General features: G+C 59.4%; 14 protein-coding genes. 5 read left to right on the top strand and 9 right to left on the bottom strand.

Annotation, left to right across the window (positions count from 1 at the left end; genetic code table 11):
- Positions 1-61: 61 nt before the first annotated feature.
- Positions 62-1,207 carry a hypothetical protein gene (locus tag ABD727_RS09305; RefSeq protein ID WP_344707130.1) on the top strand — a complete coding sequence of 382 codons (1,146 nt, stop codon included), beginning with the start codon at positions 62-64 and terminating at the stop codon, positions 1,205-1,207.
- Positions 1,208-1,775: 568 nt separating this feature from the next.
- Here ABD727_RS09305 and ABD727_RS09310 read toward each other — a convergent pair.
- The 7 genes from ABD727_RS09310 to ABD727_RS09340 are packed head-to-tail and all read right to left on the bottom strand — an operon-like array spanning position 1,776 to position 11,613.
- A complete protein-coding gene (locus ABD727_RS09310; protein ID WP_344707131.1) occupies positions 1,776-3,029 on the bottom strand; it encodes a hypothetical protein in 1,254 nt (417 codons plus the stop codon).
- A complete protein-coding gene (locus tag ABD727_RS09315; RefSeq protein ID WP_344707132.1) occupies positions 3,019-4,326 on the bottom strand; it encodes an McrC family protein in 1,308 nt (435 codons plus the stop codon). Before ABD727_RS09315 ends, ABD727_RS09310 begins: the two co-directional genes overlap by 11 nt.
- Positions 4,323-7,349, bottom strand: coding sequence for an McrB family protein (locus tag ABD727_RS09320; protein ID WP_344707133.1), 3,027 nt, complete (start codon positions 7,347-7,349; stop codon positions 4,323-4,325). The genes ABD727_RS09315 and ABD727_RS09320 overlap by 4 nt, the downstream gene beginning before the upstream one ends.
- Positions 7,346-8,413 (bottom strand): PD-(D/E)XK nuclease family protein, encoded by a 1,068-nt coding sequence (locus ABD727_RS09325; RefSeq protein WP_344707134.1) that lies wholly within the window; start codon positions 8,411-8,413, stop codon positions 7,346-7,348. The genes ABD727_RS09320 and ABD727_RS09325 overlap by 4 nt, the downstream gene beginning before the upstream one ends.
- On the bottom strand, positions 8,410-9,900 hold the full coding sequence (locus ABD727_RS09330) for a DUF2779 domain-containing protein (protein WP_344707135.1): 1,491 nt from the start codon (positions 9,898-9,900) through the stop codon (positions 8,410-8,412). The genes ABD727_RS09325 and ABD727_RS09330 overlap by 4 nt, the downstream gene beginning before the upstream one ends.
- Before the next feature lie 50 nt (positions 9,901-9,950).
- Positions 9,951-10,622, bottom strand: a complete 672-nt coding sequence (locus tag ABD727_RS09335; RefSeq protein WP_344707136.1) for a hypothetical protein — start codon at positions 10,620-10,622, stop codon at positions 9,951-9,953.
- Positions 10,609-11,613, bottom strand: a complete 1,005-nt coding sequence (locus ABD727_RS09340; RefSeq protein ID WP_344707137.1) for a helix-turn-helix transcriptional regulator — start codon at positions 11,611-11,613, stop codon at positions 10,609-10,611. Before ABD727_RS09340 ends, ABD727_RS09335 begins: the two co-directional genes overlap by 14 nt.
- Positions 11,614-11,677: 64 nt before the next feature.
- Between ABD727_RS09340 and ABD727_RS09345 the strand changes: the two genes are divergently transcribed.
- From ABD727_RS09345 to ABD727_RS09360, 4 genes are all read left to right on the top strand, one after another.
- Complete coding sequence (locus ABD727_RS09345; protein ID WP_344707138.1) at positions 11,678-13,756, top strand: AAA family ATPase; 2,079 nt, start codon at positions 11,678-11,680, stop codon at positions 13,754-13,756.
- A 17-nt stretch (positions 13,757-13,773) separates the two neighbouring features.
- On the top strand, positions 13,774-14,463 hold the full coding sequence (locus ABD727_RS09350) for a hypothetical protein (protein ID WP_344707139.1): 690 nt from the start codon (positions 13,774-13,776) through the stop codon (positions 14,461-14,463).
- Positions 14,460-15,233: a hypothetical protein gene (locus tag ABD727_RS09355; RefSeq protein WP_344707140.1), complete on the top strand. Its 774-nt coding sequence runs from the start codon at positions 14,460-14,462 to the stop codon at positions 15,231-15,233. The genes ABD727_RS09350 and ABD727_RS09355 overlap by 4 nt, the downstream gene beginning before the upstream one ends.
- Positions 15,234-15,482: 249 nt before the next feature.
- Entirely contained in the window at positions 15,483-17,066 is a 1,584-nt protein-coding gene (locus ABD727_RS09360; protein ID WP_344707141.1) for a hypothetical protein, read from the top strand.
- A gap of 97 nt (positions 17,067-17,163) precedes the next feature.
- On the opposite strand, the gene ABD727_RS09365 is transcribed toward ABD727_RS09360, so the two are convergent.
- On the bottom strand, positions 17,164-18,651 hold the full coding sequence (locus ABD727_RS09365; protein ID WP_344707142.1) for a DUF7017 domain-containing protein: 1,488 nt from the start codon (positions 18,649-18,651) through the stop codon (positions 17,164-17,166).
- The gene (locus ABD727_RS09370; RefSeq protein WP_344707143.1) at positions 18,651-20,747 is read right to left on the bottom strand and encodes an ATP-dependent DNA helicase; all 2,097 of its coding nucleotides are present in this window, start codon (positions 20,745-20,747) and stop codon (positions 18,651-18,653) included. Before ABD727_RS09370 ends, ABD727_RS09365 begins: the two co-directional genes overlap by 1 nt.
- Positions 20,748-21,055: the final 308 nt, after the last annotated feature.

Here is a 21,055-nt window from a genome sequence, read left to right on the forward strand (position 1 = left end):
CGCAACCTCTTGTCTGACTGCCACAAAGGTCGTTTGCTTTTTCTAACATGATGGGGGTGTTGTGCAGCTTACCAGCATTATCGAAAATGGGGCTGAGCTCGTGGAAGCCACGGAAGGCGAAGCCTGGCCAGGCAACCCGGCGTGGCTGAATGTTTCTTTCCGGCCGCGGAAGAGCGCCCGCAGCGATTTTCCGGGCGCCGGGATTTATGTCATTTTCCTTGATGAGCGGCTCATTTACCTGGGCATTTACGCCGGAAGCAAGGACGACCCCTACTCAGGTTCCGCACTTAAGGACCGATGGCTGAAGCATGTCGGGACGGTAACGTTCCGCGGCAAAAAGCTCTCGCTGCGCCCTTCGGCATTTCAGCCTCCAGCCTCAATGGCCGAGCACCCCCTTTTTGGCGAGTTGGGGGCCGCAGGACCGAACATTCGCCGATCGCAGGGCATGGAAGCCTCTCACCGCAAGGCCATGTTTGCGGCTGAGCACTCTGACTTGCGCGAGCAGTCGATCGATGAGGTCTTGAAGCGCCTCACTATAGGGTACGTGAGGGCGGATCACCGCCCAGATGAATGCTGGCACAGCAAAAAGGCCGCGAAGCGTGGTTTGTGTGAGATTGAGGCGTTGCTTGTCCAAGAGCTCTGCCCGCCTCTGAACAGCGCCACGCCCGCTGAGGCGCAAGGGAGTAGGCTGGGGCTGCACGAGGTGATGGAGATAATCCGGCAGAGGTTATCTAGCCTCTCCGTCAAAGCCACCGATGAGCAACCTATCCGAATGAGATCAGAACGAAGCTCGGCCAGTACGCGTCAAGCTAGGGCTGAAGTGGACGAGCTAGAGCCGATGACGATCTTCCTTGAGCAAGCCAGCGAAGAAGCATCGGAGGCAATCATAGCTCTGCAGGACCGTTGCTTTCGCGGGAACCGCTTTATTTTGTACTTTACGCACGGTGGACGCGTGGCAAGGATTACTGCGGCCAACAATTTGCGCAAACGCAATCGTCCACTGATCACCCTTGAATGGCGTAAGCGTAGCAAGCGTTTTCTGCTGCGCTCCAGACTCGCTCCCGAGCAGCTACTTTGCTGCGGTTTTCAAGGGGTCCCTGCAGGCTCCGCCGGTCAGATGATTTCCGAAGTGATGTTACCTACCAGCGAACTCGCTGCCGAAAAGATCTTAGAAGTGTGTCATCGCGCCATGCATTCGGGTGGCTAGCGTCAGTTGCGCCCGCAACGGCAGGACGGACAGCTCCTCACTTAGCCGACTAAGTCACTTCTCTAGACCGGTCTTTTCTGAGCGCATTGACGGTCTGGCCCACCTTGAAGGTACACTAAAGGGGCAAGCCACCTCTATGATGAGGATGATGACAACCGGATGGAGTTCACGAGGACGTCCTGCCTGGCGTGTACTTGCTCTTGGCTATTACGATGGGGGTTCGAACTTCCGGGCCGATCACCTTAGAGAAATGCTCTGCAGGTCGGCCAACTGCCGGACCCACTGCCTACGAAGCCCGAACTTGCCCCCCTCCGACAGGTCAACACAGCGTCTATCGTCGAATAATGACGTTTAAGTCCGCTTTTCAGGTGCTTTCCTGGTCAAACGTATGCGGAACAAGCCCGATCTTTGTGGCACTTTCACCGAGGATGCATCGCACGTCCTTGTATTCGCCACGCGCGTCAGAACTGGAGGTAGGCCCACAAGAAAGCCATTCGCGAGTTGCCACGATATTGGCGCTACGCGCCGATCTAACCTTTCCTACCTCGCTCGCTTAGCGATGGGAAAGTTACGTGCGAGGTGCCGGCAAAGACACTTTGTCGAAAACCGCCGGGGATCCGTCCAGCTTCCGCGCTTTCTTCAAGGCTCTTTGAAGAAGTGTGCGAAGCTCCTTCGTGGCAGTCGATTCCGAGGGGAACATGTCGAACCAATCCTCACTTTCAAGGTGGACGCCATCGCCGCCTTTCCATACGAGTTCTACAAAAAGACTAAACCGCGCTTTTTCCCTTGTTGCTGCGCTGACGGTTACATACTGGCCGACGGTCACATAGACCCAAGACTGCGAACCGCTCTTGTCTAAAGCAGCACTTGCGTGGACCGAAAGGATCCCTTCTTGAACCGCTTTGCGAGGCAAATCGACTAATCCGTCGTCAGGATCAGGCGTCGAAATCGCACGTTTTAGTAGCGTAGCTGAATAACGGTTTGTCACATGAAATTTGCTCTTTGGCTTTTGCTTAATGATTGAGGCGTTTGGTTCAAGTAACCACTCGCCTAAGACGACAGCATTGCTCAGTAAGCGACGGAGCAAGTCCGGTGCCAAGGTGGCGTTCGATGCGGTATGCAATCTGCCCAAACCATGAAAATGATCGAAACCGCTCATTTGTGTAACAAGTAAAGTAAGAGCGTCCAGCTCTTGGTCGAGACTGATCTGTTTATAAGAATCCACCCCGATATCCTCTAAATACTCTCGTATCATTCGCGACAATGGTGCACGACCGCTTGTCTCATTTTCGTGATTTCGAACAGCTTCAATCAAGTGACGGTAGCGAAGGTCGTGCACGTTCGGCATTGATTGGAGCGGGCCTAACGAGCGTAGCGGAGAATATCGACTGAAGTGAACGAAATGGATTTCTGCCGACCGGTCGGCAACATGGGCGATGTAATCGGCAAGCTGGTCGGAATTGCCCGACGACATCAAGTCGTCTTCTTTGACCTCGAGAAGCAAGATTTCCTGGCCATCGACGATCACGGCTAAATCGGCGCGTCGACCAGGCATGTAAGCCCATTCTGTCTCGATCTGTGCAGCACCGCCTCGAATGGCTTTTCGTTGATCAGCTGAAAACTGCACTTCCTGTAGCAAAACGAGAAACGCTTCGGGCTCGTGGCGACCGAGTTCACGCAACATGAGAGCGACTAATCGACCCGAGCACTTGTCTCGCAATTGCTTCTGCACGAAGCCAAAGAAGCTGTCGCCGCCACCCCGGCGCGCCGTCAGATCCGAATTACTGACTTTATTTCTCATCGGAGCAACCTCACTCGGCAAAGTCGTCTTCGTGGTGACGAGTGCGGCAAGCGGAAGCCAATCTGCCCACAATGCCATCGCTACGCGCTACGTCGAGCGAGAACAATTCGATACGGTTCTGACTTGCGTTCACGGTGTAGCGATTGATGACGCCTTCATCATATCCAGCGGAGGGATGGTGCGGATAGAGAAGCGTTAATTGATTGCATCCGTAAAGCTGACCATAAGCCATCATCTGATAGATGTCCGCCTGAGTCACACCGCGCTTGGGATCGTCGATCCGCGACGAAATCCGCTTCCACTTAGTGTCGATCACTTGGACTATCTGAGCGCCTCGCTTGATAAGGATGTCCGGCCTAGTCTGAAAAACCTGCCGCTGTTCCGTATCCTCTAGGCAATAAAGCCTTCCACCTTGGCTGACCACATGCAGATCGGAGTCGGCTAAAGCTCGTTCGAGCATGCGCGCAACGTACTCCTCGAAGAGCACGTTCATCTCAAATAACAGGGCTACACCCTCGCCGCCTCCAGCTGACGTAGATTGAAATCGACTTCCCAACAGCAGCCGGGCCAGATTGAGCAGTGCTCGCCAACGATCGTTGGTGCGGTCGAGGACGACTTGATCCCAACGTAGTGCCGACACCTGAACATCGGCGATCTGCTCGTACACGAAGGCTAGCTCGCGAAGGCGACGCTGATTGTTGGGTGTGCGTGTGATGCGGGACAATTGCATCACGGCTGCCTTCATGATCTGATTGAGCGCCGTATCGGGGGTTAGCGCGTCGAAATTGCAGGCAAGACGCGACGGGTCAGCAGCGTGTGCGGTAAATTGCCGCAACACGTTGAGCCGACCGCGCAAGGCAGGCAGGTCATCTGCCCGACCAACGTAACGTCGGGGCATTCCTTGCCGCACCGCATCGACCAGTTTCATCGAAAACAGCTGGATGAGGATTTCGAGAAGCGTGTCGCGCTGCCAATCGAGCGTGGTGATTTGCCCGGCATCGATCTTCAGATCGAGGGCGACGGCGAGCATGTGCACCAACCGCCTGCGAATGCTTCCGGTGGCTTGCGTCCCTTCCTCGCCGGGCACCTCGATCTTCGGCAGGATCTCCAAAGAGGATGAGCCTGCGGCAATGACACCCACAACGCCGCGCGCTCGCAACGCCGTTCGCCCATGCTCAAGGACTCCGCCCCCACCCCGGCCGGCCAGTGGCGAGGATGCTGCGACCGCCGCAATCCGATCGGCCGCAACGGCGGGTATCTCGTCCGGAGCCTCGCCGTAGCGAATTGCCTCCCATTCCAGGATCGTCCGGCGGATCACCCCGCCGTGAAGCCATCGTAGGAGAAGGTGTCTTTGACCTGCCAACGAAACCGCGGCGCTGCGGCTTCGTCACCGCCCAGTCCCTTCGGCGCTTTCAGCCGGTTGCGATCGAGGAAGCTACCCTCCATGTCACCTTCGCCATCGTCGCCGTCACCAAGCACCGCTGCGACCTTGGCCCAGTCCTCGAAGAAATATTCGGCGAGAAGCGGGATGATCTTGTGCCGCATCACCTCATCTACGTGGGTGCGGGTGGTGCAGCGGATGAAATAGGCGTGGCCGACCTGATGTTCGCGGTCGAAAAGATACTCGATGCGCTCGTTGATGGTGGCGAGCAGGCGGGGAAGGTCGATGCCGTCGACCTGTTCCAGCAACCGAGGATCGGGCATCAGTTCGCGAAACTCGAAGCGCCGACGGAGCGCCGTATCTAGCAGGGCGATCGATCGGTCCGCGGTGTTCATCGTGCCGATGATGTGCAGATTGGCCGGCATGCCGAAACGGGCATTGCTGTACGGCAAGGTCAGCCGCATGCCCTCTTCCATTCCCAGCCTCTTGTCCGGCTCGATCAGGGTGATGAGCTCGCCGAACACCTTGGAAATGTTGGCGCGATTGATCTCGTCGATGACGAGGACATGCTCTTCCGCGCTGAGCTCCGCCGCCTCGGCCATCTGCCGAAGGATCCCCGGCTGCGACTTGAGCGTGAAACCGACCCCGTCGGCGAGAGGATGCGGACGCAGCCCCTCGACGAAATCCTCGTAGGCGTAATTCTGGTGAAAGGTGACGAAGCCGATCTGGCCCTGCCCTTTCAGCTCTTCGTAAGCCTGGCGCAGTTCCTGCCGCCGAGCGGGATCGTTGAGGAGAAGATCGTCGGCGGAAAGACCACGACACAGGCGCACGGCTTCGGCCATCGTTCGGTAGGTTTTGCCTGTTCCCGGTGGACCGTAGAGGATGAGATTCAACGGCGAGCGCTTCACGGGGTCGACGGGTGTTTCTTCCTCCGTCGTCAGCCTGCCCCACTTCTGCAGGAACCACTCATAGTCCTGAGCCTTTCCCTTGAAGGTAAAGCGGATCAGCCGCTCCGCCAGTTCATTGGTTGGGTAGACCTCCCAGATCGTCGGCTGATACGTGTAATGATACCATTCGCGCAGAGGGGCGAGCGGCTCCCACTCGACAGAAACGCGTTCGCCATCGCCGCCATTCGCCGTGATGGTTCCGACCGCCTTGATCGCCATGACCGAAGCTGGCCGACCCCGATTATCGAACGGCAGTCCGTTCTTCCGGACATAGGTCGATTTTATCGCGATCCGATCGCCGGGCTGCATCCGCAACACCTGTTCGCGATGTCGATCGCTGGGATTGTCGATCTCCCATATGCCTTCGGCAATGAAGCGCTCGAGCTGGTCGGTAACCCGCCCGAATGACGCCCCGACAAACCAATAAGGTCGTTCCCGAACGATCCCGTAGGAATTGGCGCTCGCTTCATCGTTCGCCGGCGTGACCATCGGCTCGTCCTCCCGATTGTCCTCGAGCGCGACCCATGCGAACCCTTGGACATCGAACAGATCAGCCGGGTTCCACCCGAGCTCCCTGGCGAAGAGTGCGAACAGTGCGCGCATGATGTGCAGGAATTCATCGAGATCCGCTGACCTGAACTCCCTATGGGGGAAGAGCTTTCGGCCGAAGAGACGCTGCCCCATGGCCTCGATCCGGCTGATTTTGAACCAGCTCGCTGCTTCCGGATGGATGGTGCCCACGACGCTGATAGCGATCGCGAGGACCTCCCCGCGACGGAGCCCGGCTAGACCGTCGGCTCTCAGTCGTTCTAATTCTCTGGCAGCATCGGCGATGGTGACAAGCGGATCGTCCTCGCTTCGCGCAGTCCGGCCAATCGTCTCGTAGAAGCGATCGCGCAGTCCGGCTTCCGCTTTCTGCGCCTCGTCCAGGGTTCGCCAGCTCAGCGGCGCTCCCTGAACCCCTGTGCTGAGTGCGCGATAAATCTGTTCGCCGGCGCCCCGATCATCGGCACTCGATCCGGCGATCGACCGCACTTCTGCGATGAGCTTGTCCTTGTAGCGCCGCTCGATCGTCCAATAAGCGCCATCCTGACGGCGGAAATCCTCGAACCCTCTCATGCGCGACAGGAAGGTGTCCTTTAACGTCTTGAACGCCGGCCAGTCGATGACGACAAATCCGAGCGCGTCCAGCGCAGCTTTGCACTGCCCGCCGCCCGCGCGCGCATCGCTGCCGATATGCGCAAGCGCATCACGAACGATTGCCTTGCTGGGATAGCGTTTGCCGCGATGGAGCAGCCAATACTTTGCCGGATTGCCCAGACCCTCGTGACTGGCAATGAAAGCTTCTACCGACCCGGCGGCGTCGCATCGCTCGATCGCCGACAGGATGTCCTGAGCATTGAGGCCGAGCGTGGAACTTCCACCTGCCGCCAGGCCCCGGCCCCGACCGGTAATCGTGTAGCCGAGGGCCTCCAATCGGGCATAGGACTGGCTCTCGCCAAAGCCGCCGAAATATTCGCTGGCGCTTTTGGCGGTTTCCCCGGGGAGCTTGCAGACAGCAATTCCCACGATAGCCTTCGCCGGATAGCGCTGGCCGTTCGTTGCGCGCTCAACCCAGTTCGATGGTCGGACGTAGCCATAAGGGCGCAGGAAATTATCGATGCCAGCAGCATCGCAGTCGTCCATCGCGGCTTCAATCTCGGCTTTGGTCAGGCGAGCGATCAAGTCGGAATGACCTCGATCCCGACCTGAAGCCCCTTCTTCCAGAAAGCGTCGATAATATCTGAGGCTTGTCGGCAGATGGCCTCGCTCACCATCGTTGCCGAGGTCCTCGGGCAATCCCGTGCCGAGCTTTAATGCAGCCTCGATCTCGTCGAAACGTCCGCTTGCGTGAAGCTCATCGAGATCACCGAAAGCGCGATCGAGCTTCCGGACCTTGCTCATCTGGGTGCTGATCGTGTTGCGGGAGTAATCCTGCGATTCCATCCACGCCTTGAACTCGGACTCCCTCATGCTTCACCCTGACTGCTTGCGCTGAGAAGGGCCACCTTGCTGGCCCATTTCTGGATTTCTTCCCGCTTGCCGGCGAACCACGCGGCCAGTCCTGCGGTTGCCCGTGCACCCGCTTCGATCATCCCCCGCTGGGTGTCGAAGTCCGCGAGATTGTCGATTACGGGCGTATCCACCACGATCATCAAGCCGCTTCGGCCGTTGGCCCTTTTGTTCACTGTCGGCACGAGGCGATACGGCGTCTCGGCGAACGCTGGCGCCATGTCGGCCGCCAGACGCGAGAAGTGGTCTCCCCAGCCATAGAGGCAGATATTGGCGTTGCCTTCCCGAAGCTGATGCACCAGCCGCGTCTGGGGAAGGAAGCCCCATTTCGGCAGCGCTGAGGGGGCGAAGATCATCGTCTTGCTCTCTGCCGGAGCCTCCTTGAGCATGCTCGGCCCAGGCGGGAGAACAATCCCCAGCTCACTCATCATCGCGACGTAGGAGCGAGTAAAATTGCCGACAGCCGCAAGCGGAACCGCTCGATAGCCTCGCCGGCTCTTCTCAATTGCCTGTGAGATCAGGTCCGCGCGGAAGCGCAGCCTTTCAGTCAGTTCGCCGGTTTCAGTCCCGGCCCTCTCGCGCAAGATGGACAAGATCCGCTCATAGCTGAATACCGCGTCGAACTTCGCGGCAAAGGCTGTGGCTTTCGCGGCGTAAGCGTCAGGGCACGTGAGCACGATCAAGGCAAATTCTAAGCCATCCGCGGCAATTGCGGATGCTTCTGAGCGATACGATTCGGCTTGCTGGGGCTGTTCGGAGGTGTCCAGCTTGTTCTCGATCAGGATCACATAATTCCCGTCTACCCCCTCGACCTCGAGTAAAATGTCGATCTCTCGCCGGCTGTGCATGCGGCGACGACTGTGACTGACCCGGGCGTCACAATGGCTGAGCTGTCTGCCCAGGATTCGAGCCAATTCCGCGATGAAGCGCTCACGAAATGCCGACGAGCAGCGCAGTTCCTCGACCAGGAGGAGGTCGACGTCACGTTCGGTCGCGTGGCTGAGCGTCAGGATCTCATCGGTCATGACTGAGCAGATCCCGTGAGCCGGCGCGCCAGCACGATCATCGCCCAGGTGTCCCGCCCGCAATACGCCTTGAGTTCTTCGGCCAGCATCTCACGCTCTTCGTCAGAGCAGTCCGCGCACATCGCGCTGAGGTAAGCTTGTTGGGCGCTACCGCCGTCCTTTATCTCGAGCGTGGCATAGTCGAGATCGGAAACGGTCGGCAGGACGGCCTTGATCGACCAGCTGCCGCGCTGGTCACGGTGATAATAATGAGCGCGGGTGACGGGGAGGAGGTCAACCAAGCGGTCGGCGACGGACAGGAGGGCCGGCGCAAGATCGGGAAAGACGTCGGCCAGCGCTTTGACCTGACTTCGCTCGAAGCTGGCATTGTAGGCGATGACCGCGCCAGTGGCCGGGACATCGCTGACCAGCGCCTCGGCACAGGCGCGGCGGGGATCAGCACCGTTAAGGCTGAGAAATTCGCGGTGGTCGATGGTGCCATCTCGCTGCTCGACATGCACCGAATACTGGAACGGCACCTGCTGATAAGGTCGGGTGCCGACCCAGCGCGGGGCAGCGAAGGCGATCGTCTCGAAATCCAGCCAGGCGCGAGGGAAATCCCAATCGTTCATGGCGCCGCGCGCACCATCCGGGTCGTGATAGGGCTCGTTGTTCACGGTGGCATGGTAGATGCGCTGGTGGGTTGGACTGCCCAGCATGGACGAATCGATGTCAAACAGATCCTCGATCCCGCGCGCTCGCCACTTCTTCCCACCGCCATTGTTGAGCACGTCGACGGTCCACTCCGGTCCGGGCGGTAGGCTGGAGCGACAATAAGCGGTGAACTCACACACGAACGGCGACGAACAATGGTCGCCACATTCCTTCTCGGGTTGCGGTCCGCCGAGGGCTGCCCGGGCACCGCCAACCTGCTCCTCGCGCTTGGCCACGATATCGCCAACGGCATGAAGAAGCTCGGTGTCCCGGAACAATCCGCGATAGTTGCCCGGTTCTTCCAGCACAAACCTGGTGTCGACGTGACGAATGCTGGCGCTCCGGATGGTTAGCCCGCACTGCCGCGCAACCCAGAGTTGCGTTGCGAGGTCGTTATGATGATAATCCTTAGCCGATCCCGAGCTTTTCACCTCGATCAGGTTCCATCCGCCACCCTTGTTCGGTTCGAGAATGTCGATCCGGACTAGCACCCCGTCATGCTCGAGCGTGGCCTCGAAGATCGTTCGCGGCTGCTGAAGAGCGAGGAGTTCGCGAGTCCGGTCCACCGCAGCCCGCAGATCCGGTTCCGCCTCGACCATGATGCCGTCAGAGATCAGCGCGCAGGCGATGGCGCCAATCTCGTGACCCGCCGCGAAACGCGCTTCCGCGCCCTCGTCATATTCCGCGAGGTCCTTGCGATGGGTGGCTAGCCAGAGCCGCTTCGGGCATTGCTCGAACATGGTGATTTTCGACTTAGAAAGTCCGAAGGTGCGGGTTGTAGTCGGATGCGTCATCCGCCAAATCCTACAAGCCGTGGCGACAAAAACGGACGCATGGTCACGTCCTAGTCCGCAATCACGGGGTAGAACGGCATGCCCCATGCGTGCTGTGGATTGTCCATCATGATGTCGAGGAACACCGGCACCAGATGACCGAGTAACGCGGCACCGTCGCGGACTTGGTCGCGGTTGACCGAGCTGCACCAAGTCGATCCCCCATGCACCAGCTGGTTTCGGAGGACATACAGCCGATCGAATAGGATCGACAGGATCAGCGGCGTGTCTTGTGAGGTCATCGCACTATTGGCCTTGTGCTTGGCGCGACTAAGACGGGCCTCCCAGTCAGTGGTTCCTGGCACTCCATTCTGGTGTGCCCAGAACGGGGCAAACACATATCGGTTGTCGAGCAGCAGACGGACTTCGCTGGGAAATCGACTCCATACGATGTTGTAGATTCGATTGCCGGCATCCAGCTGGACGAGAGTGCGGAAGAAAAGCCTGAACTGTTCTCGGTCACCGCCCAGATCGGCGTCGATCTCAGAGGCGTAGGATGCGTTGAAGGCGATCCAGAGCAGGATGAACCGGACGTCACTGTCGTCGGTCTCCTCCGACGCCCGGCCGAACCAGCTCAGTCCGCGGTGGACCCTGAGGGTGAGTTCGGTCGGGAAGATCTCGCGCAACAGGCGCTGCTTGTCCTTGAGGGCGGCATGACCAAGGGGCGGGCTATTCTTCCTCATCGTCATCCCTTCGCATAATCGACCAGGCTAGTTCGAGCCGGTCTTCCATGACATCCTGCAGTTCCTCGGGCGCGACGATCTCGATCTGGCCGGCCCACTGGAAAAGGTGGTCAGCAATTTCGCGAAGGCCGCCAGTCCGGAAGGAGATGAGCAGGGCACCGTCCGCTTGCTCCTCGATGCGCTGACGAGGATGGAAGCGCCATTGGCGAGCGCGTGCAGCACTCTCGGCAAATACGCGCAGGACAATGTCGCGTGGTTCCTCGCGCCAGATCCCGAACCCGTCGGCAAGCCAGTCGTCGAGCTCAAAGTCCTCGGGCAACGCCGCCAGTTCGTCGGACACTCGGGCGTTGGACATCCGGTCGAGGCGATAGACCGCGGCTCCGTCGCGACCCGGCATGAAGCCGACCGCATAGCTCACCGGGCCATTCAGCAGACCGGCGCAGGCGATCCGCCGCCACCGTGGCGCGTCCGCCTCAAGGGTCTGGTAATCGAACTCCAAGCACTGCCCCGACATGATGGCATCGAGGGCAGCGCGGGTCACTTCAGGCGCAACCATGGCGACCGGGCCTGGCCCTGAAAATGCCCGGAGGTGCTTCAGCAATTCTTCTAGGTCGGGTTCGATCCGCCGTCTCTCTCGATCGTCGAAGCTGGCCTGCACCTTCGACAACAGCGATTGCAACTGCTGGAAGCGGAGCGACCCACCGCTGCGCATGGCATCGACCTCGGCGCGCAACGCCGCAAGCTCCTCAGCGCTCGGCCGAGTATAATGACGGCGAAGGCCATCGACGATCCGGAACCGCTTGCGCGGGCCATCGACAATCTCGTCCAGATCGAAATTGAGCGCGATGACGTCGCGCGCCCGCTCGGCCGATCGCCGGCCCTGTCCAAGCACCTCGGCAATCTCGTCCAGAGTCAGCCCGTCGGTCGTTTCAGAGAGACCTCTGACTAGCTGCAGTAAACGATCAAACGGTGCCTTCCGGGCATCCCCCACAACGCAAACTCCTTCGCCCAAGCATGCGTCCGGATCTGTCGGATGGCGAGTCCAGATTCGTGTAATGGAAGAAGAAATTGCCCCCCTACCCCGTGCCCAAAGCGATACCCGCCGCCGACGCCGGCGGCGGCGCGTCGAACCGCCGATCCTGTCCAGCGATCGGCGCGAGACCGCCCGGGTTGGCGCAATGGTCAATGCAGCCTGCTCGCGAGTATTAGCCGCTCGCGGCTCCAGCGCCGCGCGATTGAAGGCCACCTTCGACTGCCTCGTCGAAACCTTGGAGCTGCTTGGCGCGCCGATCGATTTAGATCCGAACAAGTTCGAGCGACAGTCGATCGATCTGCGCCGGGCTACTCTTGAAGCAATGCGCCAGAACCTACCGGCCAGGAAGGCCAGCCGACTCGTCGGTCTCGATCGCCGGATCGCCTTCCTAGGCGATCTGGTCAGTCTGAACGATGATGAGCGCGAGGTCTTCGGGTTCCTCGCCCGCTACATCCTCCTTCCGGAATATCGGGTCTTTCGGGATTTCCTGTTCCCCTTCAACAACAGGCACGACGGCATCGACCCGCATGCGATGAGCCTGGCGATGGGGATGGACGTTGCTAGGCTGAGGCGGATTATCGATCCGGGCGGACGTCTTGTCCGGATCGGTCTACTGGAGGAACAGGACAGCTACGAGTTTGCCCTGCCCAACCGGATCAAGCGCTTCCTTCAGACCAACGCATCATCGCTCGCCCGGATGCGCGCCGTGCTGCTGCCAATGGCCGCGCCGCCTACGCTGACGATGGAAGACTTCGCCCACCTGTCCGAACCCGTAGACGATGCCCTTGCGCTGTTTCGCGATGCTGTTGCGACCGGGGCACGGGCCAACATCCTGTTCTACGGGGTGCCTGGAACCGGCAAAACGGAGCTGGCACGGCTGCTCGCCGCGAAGGCAGGCGTCCCGGCCGTCGAGGTCGGCAATGCCGACGAAGAAGGGGACGAGCCTTCGCGTCATGAGCGGCTGGCCCACCTTCGGTTATGCCGCGGGCTCTCGGTCGGCGAGAGCCGGGCAATCCTGGTGATCGACGAGGCCGAGGATCTGTTCGTGCCGCAGGGGATGCAGTCGTCATCGAAACTGTGGCTCAACCGGATGGTCGAGGACGGCGAAGGCGTCCACGTCTGGATCGTCAACTCGCTGTGCGCACTAGGCGAGCCTGTAATCCGTCGGATGGACTTCGCGCTGCGATTCACCACGCCCTCGGAGGCGGCGCAGGCGCGGATCGCCCGGCGCGTGTTGTCGCGCAAACGGCACCGGCCGAGCGACAGGCTGGTCAAGGATTTCGCCGCGCTGAAGACCAGCCCGGCCATCCTCGACAGCGCCTTCCGCACCTCTCGCCGGGTTGGCGCCGACGATAACCGGACCCTGCGGATCGCTAACGATCTTGCCCGCGCATCAGGTCGGCACGCACAATCGCATCGGAGTGAGCCCAAGGCATTCGATCCATTGCTCAGTCGCGCCGACTATGACCTTCTGCGCCTCAGCGAGCGCTTGGCTGCCAGTAACGATCCTTGGTCGCTGCTGCTTCATGGCGTGCCTGGCACCGGCAAAAGCGCTTTCGCGCGGTTCATCTCGGATCGGTCGGGCCGTGATCTAATCATCCGCAACGGCTCGGAATTGCTCGGCCCTTATGTAGGGCAGACTGAGCAGTTGATCGCCTCGGCGTTCGAAGAAGCACTGGAGGGCGATGCGATCTTGCTGATCGACGAAGCCGACGATTTCATGTTGAACCGGGAGATGGTGCAGCATTCATGGGAAAGCTCGATGGTAAATGAGATGCTCCGCCAGATGGACGGCGGCAGAACCCGCTTCATCGCCACAACCAACCGGGCCGGAATCCTCGACAACGCAACGGCGCGCCGTTTTTCGTTGGCGGTCGAATTCAAGCCGATGACGACCGAGCAGGTGCGCGCCATGTTCATGGCCACTTTCGGAGGTGAGGCGCCGGCTCGTCTTGACGCCATCGGCCCCTTAACCCCCGGCGACTTTGCCCAGTTGGCCCGGCGTGCCAAGCTTCTTGAGGTCGGGGATGCCTTGACGATCTGCCGTTGGCTTGAACAGGCGGCGGCTGATCGCGGGCACGGTGTGCGGGCGGGGTTTTGATGAGTATGCGACAGCGTATGAGCGCCGCCGACGAGTTTACGAAAGACGATATCGATCGCGCTTATCAAAAGCTCGGCCATCGTTGGGGCTGGTCATTTATGGCGACGCCTGAGGAGCGCTTACGCACGGCCCGCGTCGCGATCGTCGGCCTCAATCCCGGCGGTGGTGGCGAGGGCGACAACAGTGCCTTCGGTCTGTTGTGGAACAGCGATGGGGTCAACGCCTATTATGATGAGAAGTGGGGCGCAGACGGTCGGAGTGATAATCCGCTCCAGAAGCAGGTCAAGGAATGGCATCGTCTACTTCAGCTTAATCCCCAAGACCCCCTGTGCGCTCAATTCGTGCCGTTCCGGTCGCCCACTTTTAGCAAGTTAGCCAATTCGGAAGAGTCGGTCGAGTTTGCCCGCGACCTATGGCGCTGGGTGCTGAGCGTTTCGCCCGCCACGCTCTTCGTTACGATGGGCAAGCTCCCCGCCCGCTACCTGGCCCAAACTATGAGCGCGAGATACATTTCCCGCCTACCGACTGGGTGGGGCCGGCAGATGATCGACGTCTATGACTCGCCCGACGGCAAGCGCATCATCGCCATGCCGCATCCCAGCCGCTACCGTATCTTCGCTCGCGGCGGCGGGGTTAGCGACACGGCCGAAGGGAGCTTTATGGCTGCGGCGGACTCGTCGAACGCACTGCCGGTACATGGCCAATGACCATCAATGCCCGCCTTCGTGCGCTATACGCCGACTGGAAATGCGGCCTTCGCGGTGATGATCCGATGGTGGCCCAGCTGTCGCCACCTGACCTCGTCTGTGTACCCGACGGGTATGAGCAGGCTTCGTCGAGAGTGGTCTACGTCGGACAAGAGCAAATGGGCTGGTCCTGGTCACAGCGAAGTTTAGATGAATACGATTACGGCACGCAGATTTGGCCGCATTCATCGATTGAATCGTGGCTCGACTTTATCACCGCTCCTGACTCGGTTGATGCCCTTATGGCTGGCTATCGCCTCTTCGATTTCGCCCAGCACCAACCACTTAATCATCGCAGCCCATTTTGGAGGCAGTATAGGCGCTTCGCCGCGCATGGCGCCGCCTGCACCACCAACCTCGACCGCACTTCATGGAAGGGCGGCGCGATCGATGACGGCCCTCCCGAAATGCGCGCTTATATTGCGAACAGCGGCACGCATAAGTTGCTCCGCGACGAACTGGCCATCCTCGCCCCGACCATATGCCTATTCATGACCGGCCCACACCGCGATCATCTCATCAAGGAAACTTGCCCAGGCGTCCGCTTCGAACCGCTGTCGCCCGACATTCCTCGCGAACAGCTGGGCAGACTTATCTGCGACGGTTTGCCGCCTTTATCGTTCCGCACCTACCATCCGAGCCATCTTAGCCGTTGCAATAAGGGCTTCTATCTCGACCTGATCGAAAGCCAGTTAGCGCATCCGAGCGCATTTGACGCAGGCGAACCGTAAAAGGAAGTCAGGCGGGCCATGGCCTTGCGGCGGCTGGCCGGGGCAGCGCCACCGGCGCCCAGCCGACTTGTGTTCGCCAGCCCGCGTGAGAAAAGTCTATCTGCTTGATTGTGAAGATTATTGCGCTTGCACGAACGATCAGGAGCAGCTTGAAGGTAGTGAGCTCCCAAGCACCGCAAACCTGAGGTCCGAATGTCAGCTTTGCTAAGGTGGCTTGCCAGCAAATCACTGCTCTTTGTGCTGCTTTTCTTGGGTATCGCCGCTTTTACTTTCGTCGGGCCTGTCATCCGTGCTGCGCTCGCCCCCACGCAACTCCGCCAAGAAATCATGTCTTTAGCGGACGTAAAAAGGAGCTTGGCGAGTTCCCGCGCAGCAACTCAGAACAGGCTTGAGCAAACAGCCAAGACCTTCAAGGCGGGTGGTAGTGAGCAGCTTCAGTTCCGGCTTACCGCAGCCCAGCGTGAATTGCAGGAAGCAAAAGCTGAGCGTCTCAAGGGCCAAGGCTTTCTTGCGTCTATTCGACCTTCGAAGATTCTGGCCAGGGGCGAGCTAGACCTTCGCATATCGGCGCTCCGTCAGGAGATCCGCGCACTAAAACTGGCCAAGAGAGCCGCTGAAGCCAAGACCCTACTTACCGCCCGCGAGGCAACCTTCAGGCGAGTGCAGGTCGTTCCATCGCAGCAATGGATTGCGAAGGAGAAAGAGGAATGTTCCTTTGCCAAGACGAGATTAGCGGAGTTCGACAAACGCAACCCCCTCGACAAAATCATCAGGAACACACTTGAGGGGGAAAGGGCAAACCTAGACGCGGCTCAGCGAAGGGAATGTGCTCAGTGGCGTAAAAGCGAAACGGCACGGAACACCGGAATGAAAGCTCGAGCGGCATACCGGCAGGCCCAGCAGCACTTGGAGCTTGCCGACAGATGGTCCGTCGGAGTGATCAGCGACAGCTCGAAAGATCTTGCTCAGCAGACCATCCGGGACATCGCCCTGAGAGCCGTGATTGCCCTGCTTGCAATCATTCTCATGCCTTTCGCTGTCCGCATTGTATTCTACTTCGTGCTGGCGCCGCTGGCCCAACGAGGACCGCCAATTCGACTTCCTTCAAAGGCGGAGGCCGACAGAGGAATCACGGCGAAGCCCTCGGCAGTGACCGTCTCGATCTTGCTAGGCCCTTCGGAAGAGCTCCTCGTTCGTCAGGGCTTTCTGCAATCAAGCTCGACTGCGGGGCAGAAGAAGACCAGAGCGTTCCTTAGTTGGCGCTTTCTCCTCACCAGCACCGCAAGCAAGCTGACTTTCCTTACGCAGATGCGCGGAGAGGGTCTGAGCGCAAGCATTTCAGCCGTCGACGATCCATTCGCAGAGGTGGCTATCCTGGACATGCCGCACGATGCGGCCTGCGTGCTGCAGCCGCGGGCCATCGTTGCAGTTGTGCAAAACACCAATCAACCGCTGAGGATCACCAGTCATTGGCGCCTCACGTCTCTCCATGCCTGGCTAACGTTCCAATTCCGCTATCTGGCTTTCCACGGGCCAGCCTCCATCGTGGTCAAAGGCGGACGCGGCGTCCGCTTGGAAGTTGCCGAGAAAGGCCGGCTCTTCCCGCAGCGACAATTCGTCGGGTTTTCCACTGCGGTTGTGTACAGCACCGCCCGCAATGAGACATTCTGGCCCTACTTCTTCGGACGCGACGAGCTCCTGAAAGATCGCGCCGAAAGAAGCGGAGGGCTTCTCATCTTGGAGGAGGCTCCAAGTGGAAGACCTAGCTCGGGTAAGCATCGGAAAGGGTTGGAGGGCGCCGTTGACGCTCTTCTCAAGGCCTTCGGAATCTAAGAGCTACTCGATCCAAATGAACTAAGTGGACCGTTGCTCGGGATCTGGAGCAAAGGCCAGCGTCGCGGTGAGGTCTGCGCTACTGGAAGATGTTCACTCAGGGCTCCGCCGTATGAAAGTGTCTCAGACTCTCCGCATCCGAAGGGGCTTCTCGCAGCCCGGCTGAAGCAGGCTCGTCTGGGAAGAAGCTAACCGCGCGCCAACCGACTCTACCATTGTGATCGGCGCGTCTGATTGCGACGCACCGGACCTCAGAAGCTTCACCCGGCGCGAAATCTCTGGCCAATGGGGGTGGCACAAAAACGCGATCGCCATTGGCTCCAACAAATGCGAAATCCCTATCCAAGGGACGCGTCAGACGCCCTGACCGAACCTCGCATAGGCCAGCGATCTCCTTAAGCTGAGAGATGCGCCAGTCGAGAGCGCGACCATCTGATTCAACGCGCCCAACCTCGACAACAGTGCCGGGCACCAAGGCTGCAACATCTGGAAATTGTCGGTGTGTCAGCGCGATGCCGTCTTGCAGACTTGTCGCCACGTAGCTGAGGGAACGCGCTAAGTTGATGTGGTCGATAACACCCGTGGTGTAGGTCAGGCTTTTTTGATCAAGCTCTTTGAGTAGAGCTCGTGCTGCGCCCGACTGGTCAGGAAGGTTTGGACCGCTACTGCTCCCTTGAGCCTGCCGGTACCAGTCGCTGGAGAGAAGCCGGGAGAGCTCGTCGGGTACTCTAAAGCCCTTGCGTTCGCGGTAATCGAGCGCAAGCCAAACCTGGTGAGCACTTTCCGCGTATCGACCGCAAGCGGCTAGATGTCGCGCGAGACGTATACGCGTCTTCGCTACTTCCACCTCTTCTCGAGCGAGCTGCGTCGCAAAACCGAAGCAGGTGAGCGCATCCGAAGGACGCGTCCCTTCGAGTATCTCGCCGAGTAGTGCCCAAGTCCAAGCAGCTCTAGGCTGCCGGCGAAGGACAGGAGCCAGTCGCCTCACGGCGAGTTCCGCCTCACCTCGTGAAAGATGCAGCTTACTCTGGTAATAATTCAGCCACTGGTCACCAGGCTGGCCTTCAAGCGCTCTCTCAAGCATGCCGAGACCCCAGCCGACAAGCTGATTAGCGGGGTGTGATTCGCCTGCCAGACTGACGGCCTCACGGCAGATTGCTCGCATGAATCTGCGCTCAAGGCTGTCGAGGGTCTTACCCTCCCGATTTACAAAGGGTGTTCTGTCGTCTTCGGAAAAACTGTCGACTCCAGCCCAGCGGGCGAACGCCAGGAAGTCAGGCAAATCCTTCGAAACCTTTGTGGCTAGCCGAACCATCTGGCTGAAAGTCCCGTCCCCTCGCAGAGCGTCACCAAACTTGGCAAACTCTTGCAGGCACGGGCTTAGCTGCCGGGCAAGGGTTACTGCTGAGATGCTCTTGCTCTCGAACGCTGCGACAGCCTTGTTGGCAACGTCATAGAGCACCCATCCGTAAGCTCGGAGGAACCAGACGTCGCTGCTATGATCAGAATACTCCGTCCGCGCGAGTTCGAGCGCTTCCGGCGCCTTGCCCCCCCGTCGTAACGCGAAGATCTCGCGTGAGCCCATCAACTCGCCCTGCTGACCGAAGCCATCAAGCGCTGGACTTCCTCGTACAGGCCGCCGCTGCGTCCGGGTCCACCAACCTCTTGTGCCGACGTCCAGGTCGAGGATGCCTTGTAGGTGAAGTCGATTGCACCCTTACGACATGGGTCTGCGAAGCCAACTCTGAGCCGATGAGGCATCGGGCGGACGTCTGTTCGCTGAATCGAACTTTCTGCGAGAGCCGTATCCAGTCGGTCCAGGAACTCTAAAAGGAAAGGTTCGAGGGCTGGGGCCGGCCGATCGTTGGTAAGTGTGGCAAAGGCGGCGAGCACATCATCGAGAAGATGTGGGTCTGTGAGCGAGCCTGGACCTTGGGCCGCCCGACCTACCTCAAACCGCCCATTGTAGTGGTACTGTATAGTGGCCTGCCGCCCTTCACGAAAAAGCGTGTAGCGCTCGCAGTATGGGAGGTGCTGGAGCAGCGATATCTTGATTGCCTTTGCACTCCAGAGGTCACGAAGCTGGCGGTGAGTGGACATCAACGCAGCAGTTGCTGTCGAGAATGAGAAGCGATCCCAGTCGGGATCACTCATCGCATCACCTGCTGCTTCCGTTGAAGCGATCTCGCTGGCAACGCCCTGCCACTGGAGATCGAACGGGGTGAACTCAGGCGGGTTTACCACCGCCAGCATCGATGAACCCCGAGTGATCGCCGTGTATGCCCAACGGAAGAATGTTTCGTTCCGGCGACCGCTGAAGCCATTGAAGTCGACGATCACCCGATCCCACTCGCCGCCTTGCGCCTTATGGCACGTCATCGCGTAGCCGTACTTAACCTGCACAGCATTGAAGTACGGGTCGTCCATCAGCACGTTCTTGAACTCAGCCGTACGCGGTTTCAAATCCGGGTGCCGCTGGCGGAAATGCACGAGCAAGGCGCGTTGCTCGAGTGGGCTGAGCTCGCGGTTCGGGGAAGCGAGAAGATTTTCAAGCGCCCTGACAGGAAGCCTGATTACGGTACCATCGGCTGCTCTGAACGCGACAACTAGGTCACGGTAGCGTAATTCGACACAGTGTCCACCACTCAGCCCGATTGGTACGACCTCAGCTTCGGAAGCCAAGTCCAAGACTCTTACAAGATCACCGTTCTTGAGACTACTTCGTGAATTGCGGTTGACGAGCAGGGTGTCTCCGACCTGCATGGGAAGCTCCGCACTTCCCCAGCGCCGCTCTCGAACATTCTGGTTATACGTGAGAGCCATCGAGTTCGAGTAAGTGACAGCGACACACGTCCCCGCTCCCGCCAGGCCACCCAGGATCATCTGCACGGCGCGTGCAGCGTCGATCTTCTGAATGTCACGGTCGTTCGGCTGAAGCGAAAAGCGGTTGAAGTTGCCAATCCCAATCGCATCACGCAACTCGGTGGCCCGATCAAGGATGGCGCTCCCTTCTGCCTGACGCATGACGGTCGCGAGATCGGAAGACACGACCCTAAGACCGAACTCAGTTCGAAGGTAATCGTCCGAAAGTGCGGGCGAGTTGGTCTCACCGACTGGAGGCAACTGCGCGGGATCCCCGACAAACAACAGTTTCGTGATGCTTTCTTGAGGTCGGCCGGACCGCCCTACCCTGGCATAGGTCAGCAAGTCGTTCAGGAGCCGACCTGAGCCAAACTGAACAAAATCACCCTTGCTGGTGCGGTCACCCACCATCGAACACTCATCTACGATGAAGATGGAAACTGAGGGTTCGTCCTCTCTCAAGGGGTGAATGATCCTGAGTCCAGGATCATTCGCTGTGTTCGCCTCTTCGAAAACATCCACACGATTGATCGTGTATATCTCTGAATGGATTGTCTTCGAGGCCGGCGTCGCGTCGGCACCCAGAGCTTGCGAAACCTTGGATCCAAGAATCCGCGCAGCGCGCCCGGTGGGTGCGAGTAGCACGCATGAAAGCCGCGCTTCCGTGATTGCAGCGACGACGTCGGCCACCAAAGTGGTCTTGCCGGTACCAGCGCTGCCGCGAAGAACGAAAAGATCGAGATTGTCGTCGCACAGGAATGACTTAATCGAATCAAGCGCAAGCAGCTGTTCTTCGTTCAACCGGATCGATTTAGGCACCTGCCACCTCGACACTTAACGCCACACAAGATGGCTCTTACCAGCCCTAACCAGTCTGCGGCGAGATCGTCAGTTCCCCACCGCTCACTTCTAGAGCAGCAGGCCATTTAAGATTCAGTGCACGCAGCGACACGCGTATATCCTCAGGAGACTGCGAGTGCGTTTTCCCCCTCCAGGAGAGTTCGTTCGAGGGTCCTGCTGCCCAAGGCCATAACCCGGCTAATTGCGAAACCCGTCTGAGGCTGACCCATGCACCAACCCACCCGTGCATCTGCAGCTCGGTCTTAGTCACTATAAATGGCGCCTCG

Origin of the sequence: Sphingomonas swuensis, from assembly GCF_039538045.1 — a bacterium.
Lineage (GTDB): Bacteria > Pseudomonadota > Alphaproteobacteria > Sphingomonadales > Sphingomonadaceae > Sphingomicrobium > Sphingomicrobium swuense.

Coding starts and splice junctions, on each gene's coding strand:
- ABD727_RS09320 (WP_344707133.1), bottom strand. CDS start 7,349: ATGAGGGAGTCCGAGTTCAAGGCGTGGATGGAATCGCAGGATTACTCC.
- ABD727_RS09325 (WP_344707134.1), bottom strand. CDS start 8,413: ATGACCGATGAGATCCTGACGCTCAGCCACGCGACCGAACGTGACGTC.
- ABD727_RS09330 (WP_344707135.1), bottom strand. CDS start 9,900: ATGACGCATCCGACTACAACCCGCACCTTCGGACTTTCTAAGTCGAAA.
- ABD727_RS09335 (WP_344707136.1), bottom strand. CDS start 10,622: ATGAGGAAGAATAGCCCGCCCCTTGGTCATGCCGCCCTCAAGGACAAG.
- ABD727_RS09345 (WP_344707138.1), top strand. CDS start 11,678: ATGGAAGAAGAAATTGCCCCCCTACCCCGTGCCCAAAGCGATACCCGC.
- ABD727_RS09350 (WP_344707139.1), top strand. CDS start 13,774: ATGAGCGCCGCCGACGAGTTTACGAAAGACGATATCGATCGCGCTTAT.
- ABD727_RS09355 (WP_344707140.1), top strand. CDS start 14,460: ATGACCATCAATGCCCGCCTTCGTGCGCTATACGCCGACTGGAAATGC.
- ABD727_RS09365 (WP_344707142.1), bottom strand. CDS start 18,651: ATGGGCTCACGCGAGATCTTCGCGTTACGACGGGGGGGCAAGGCGCCG.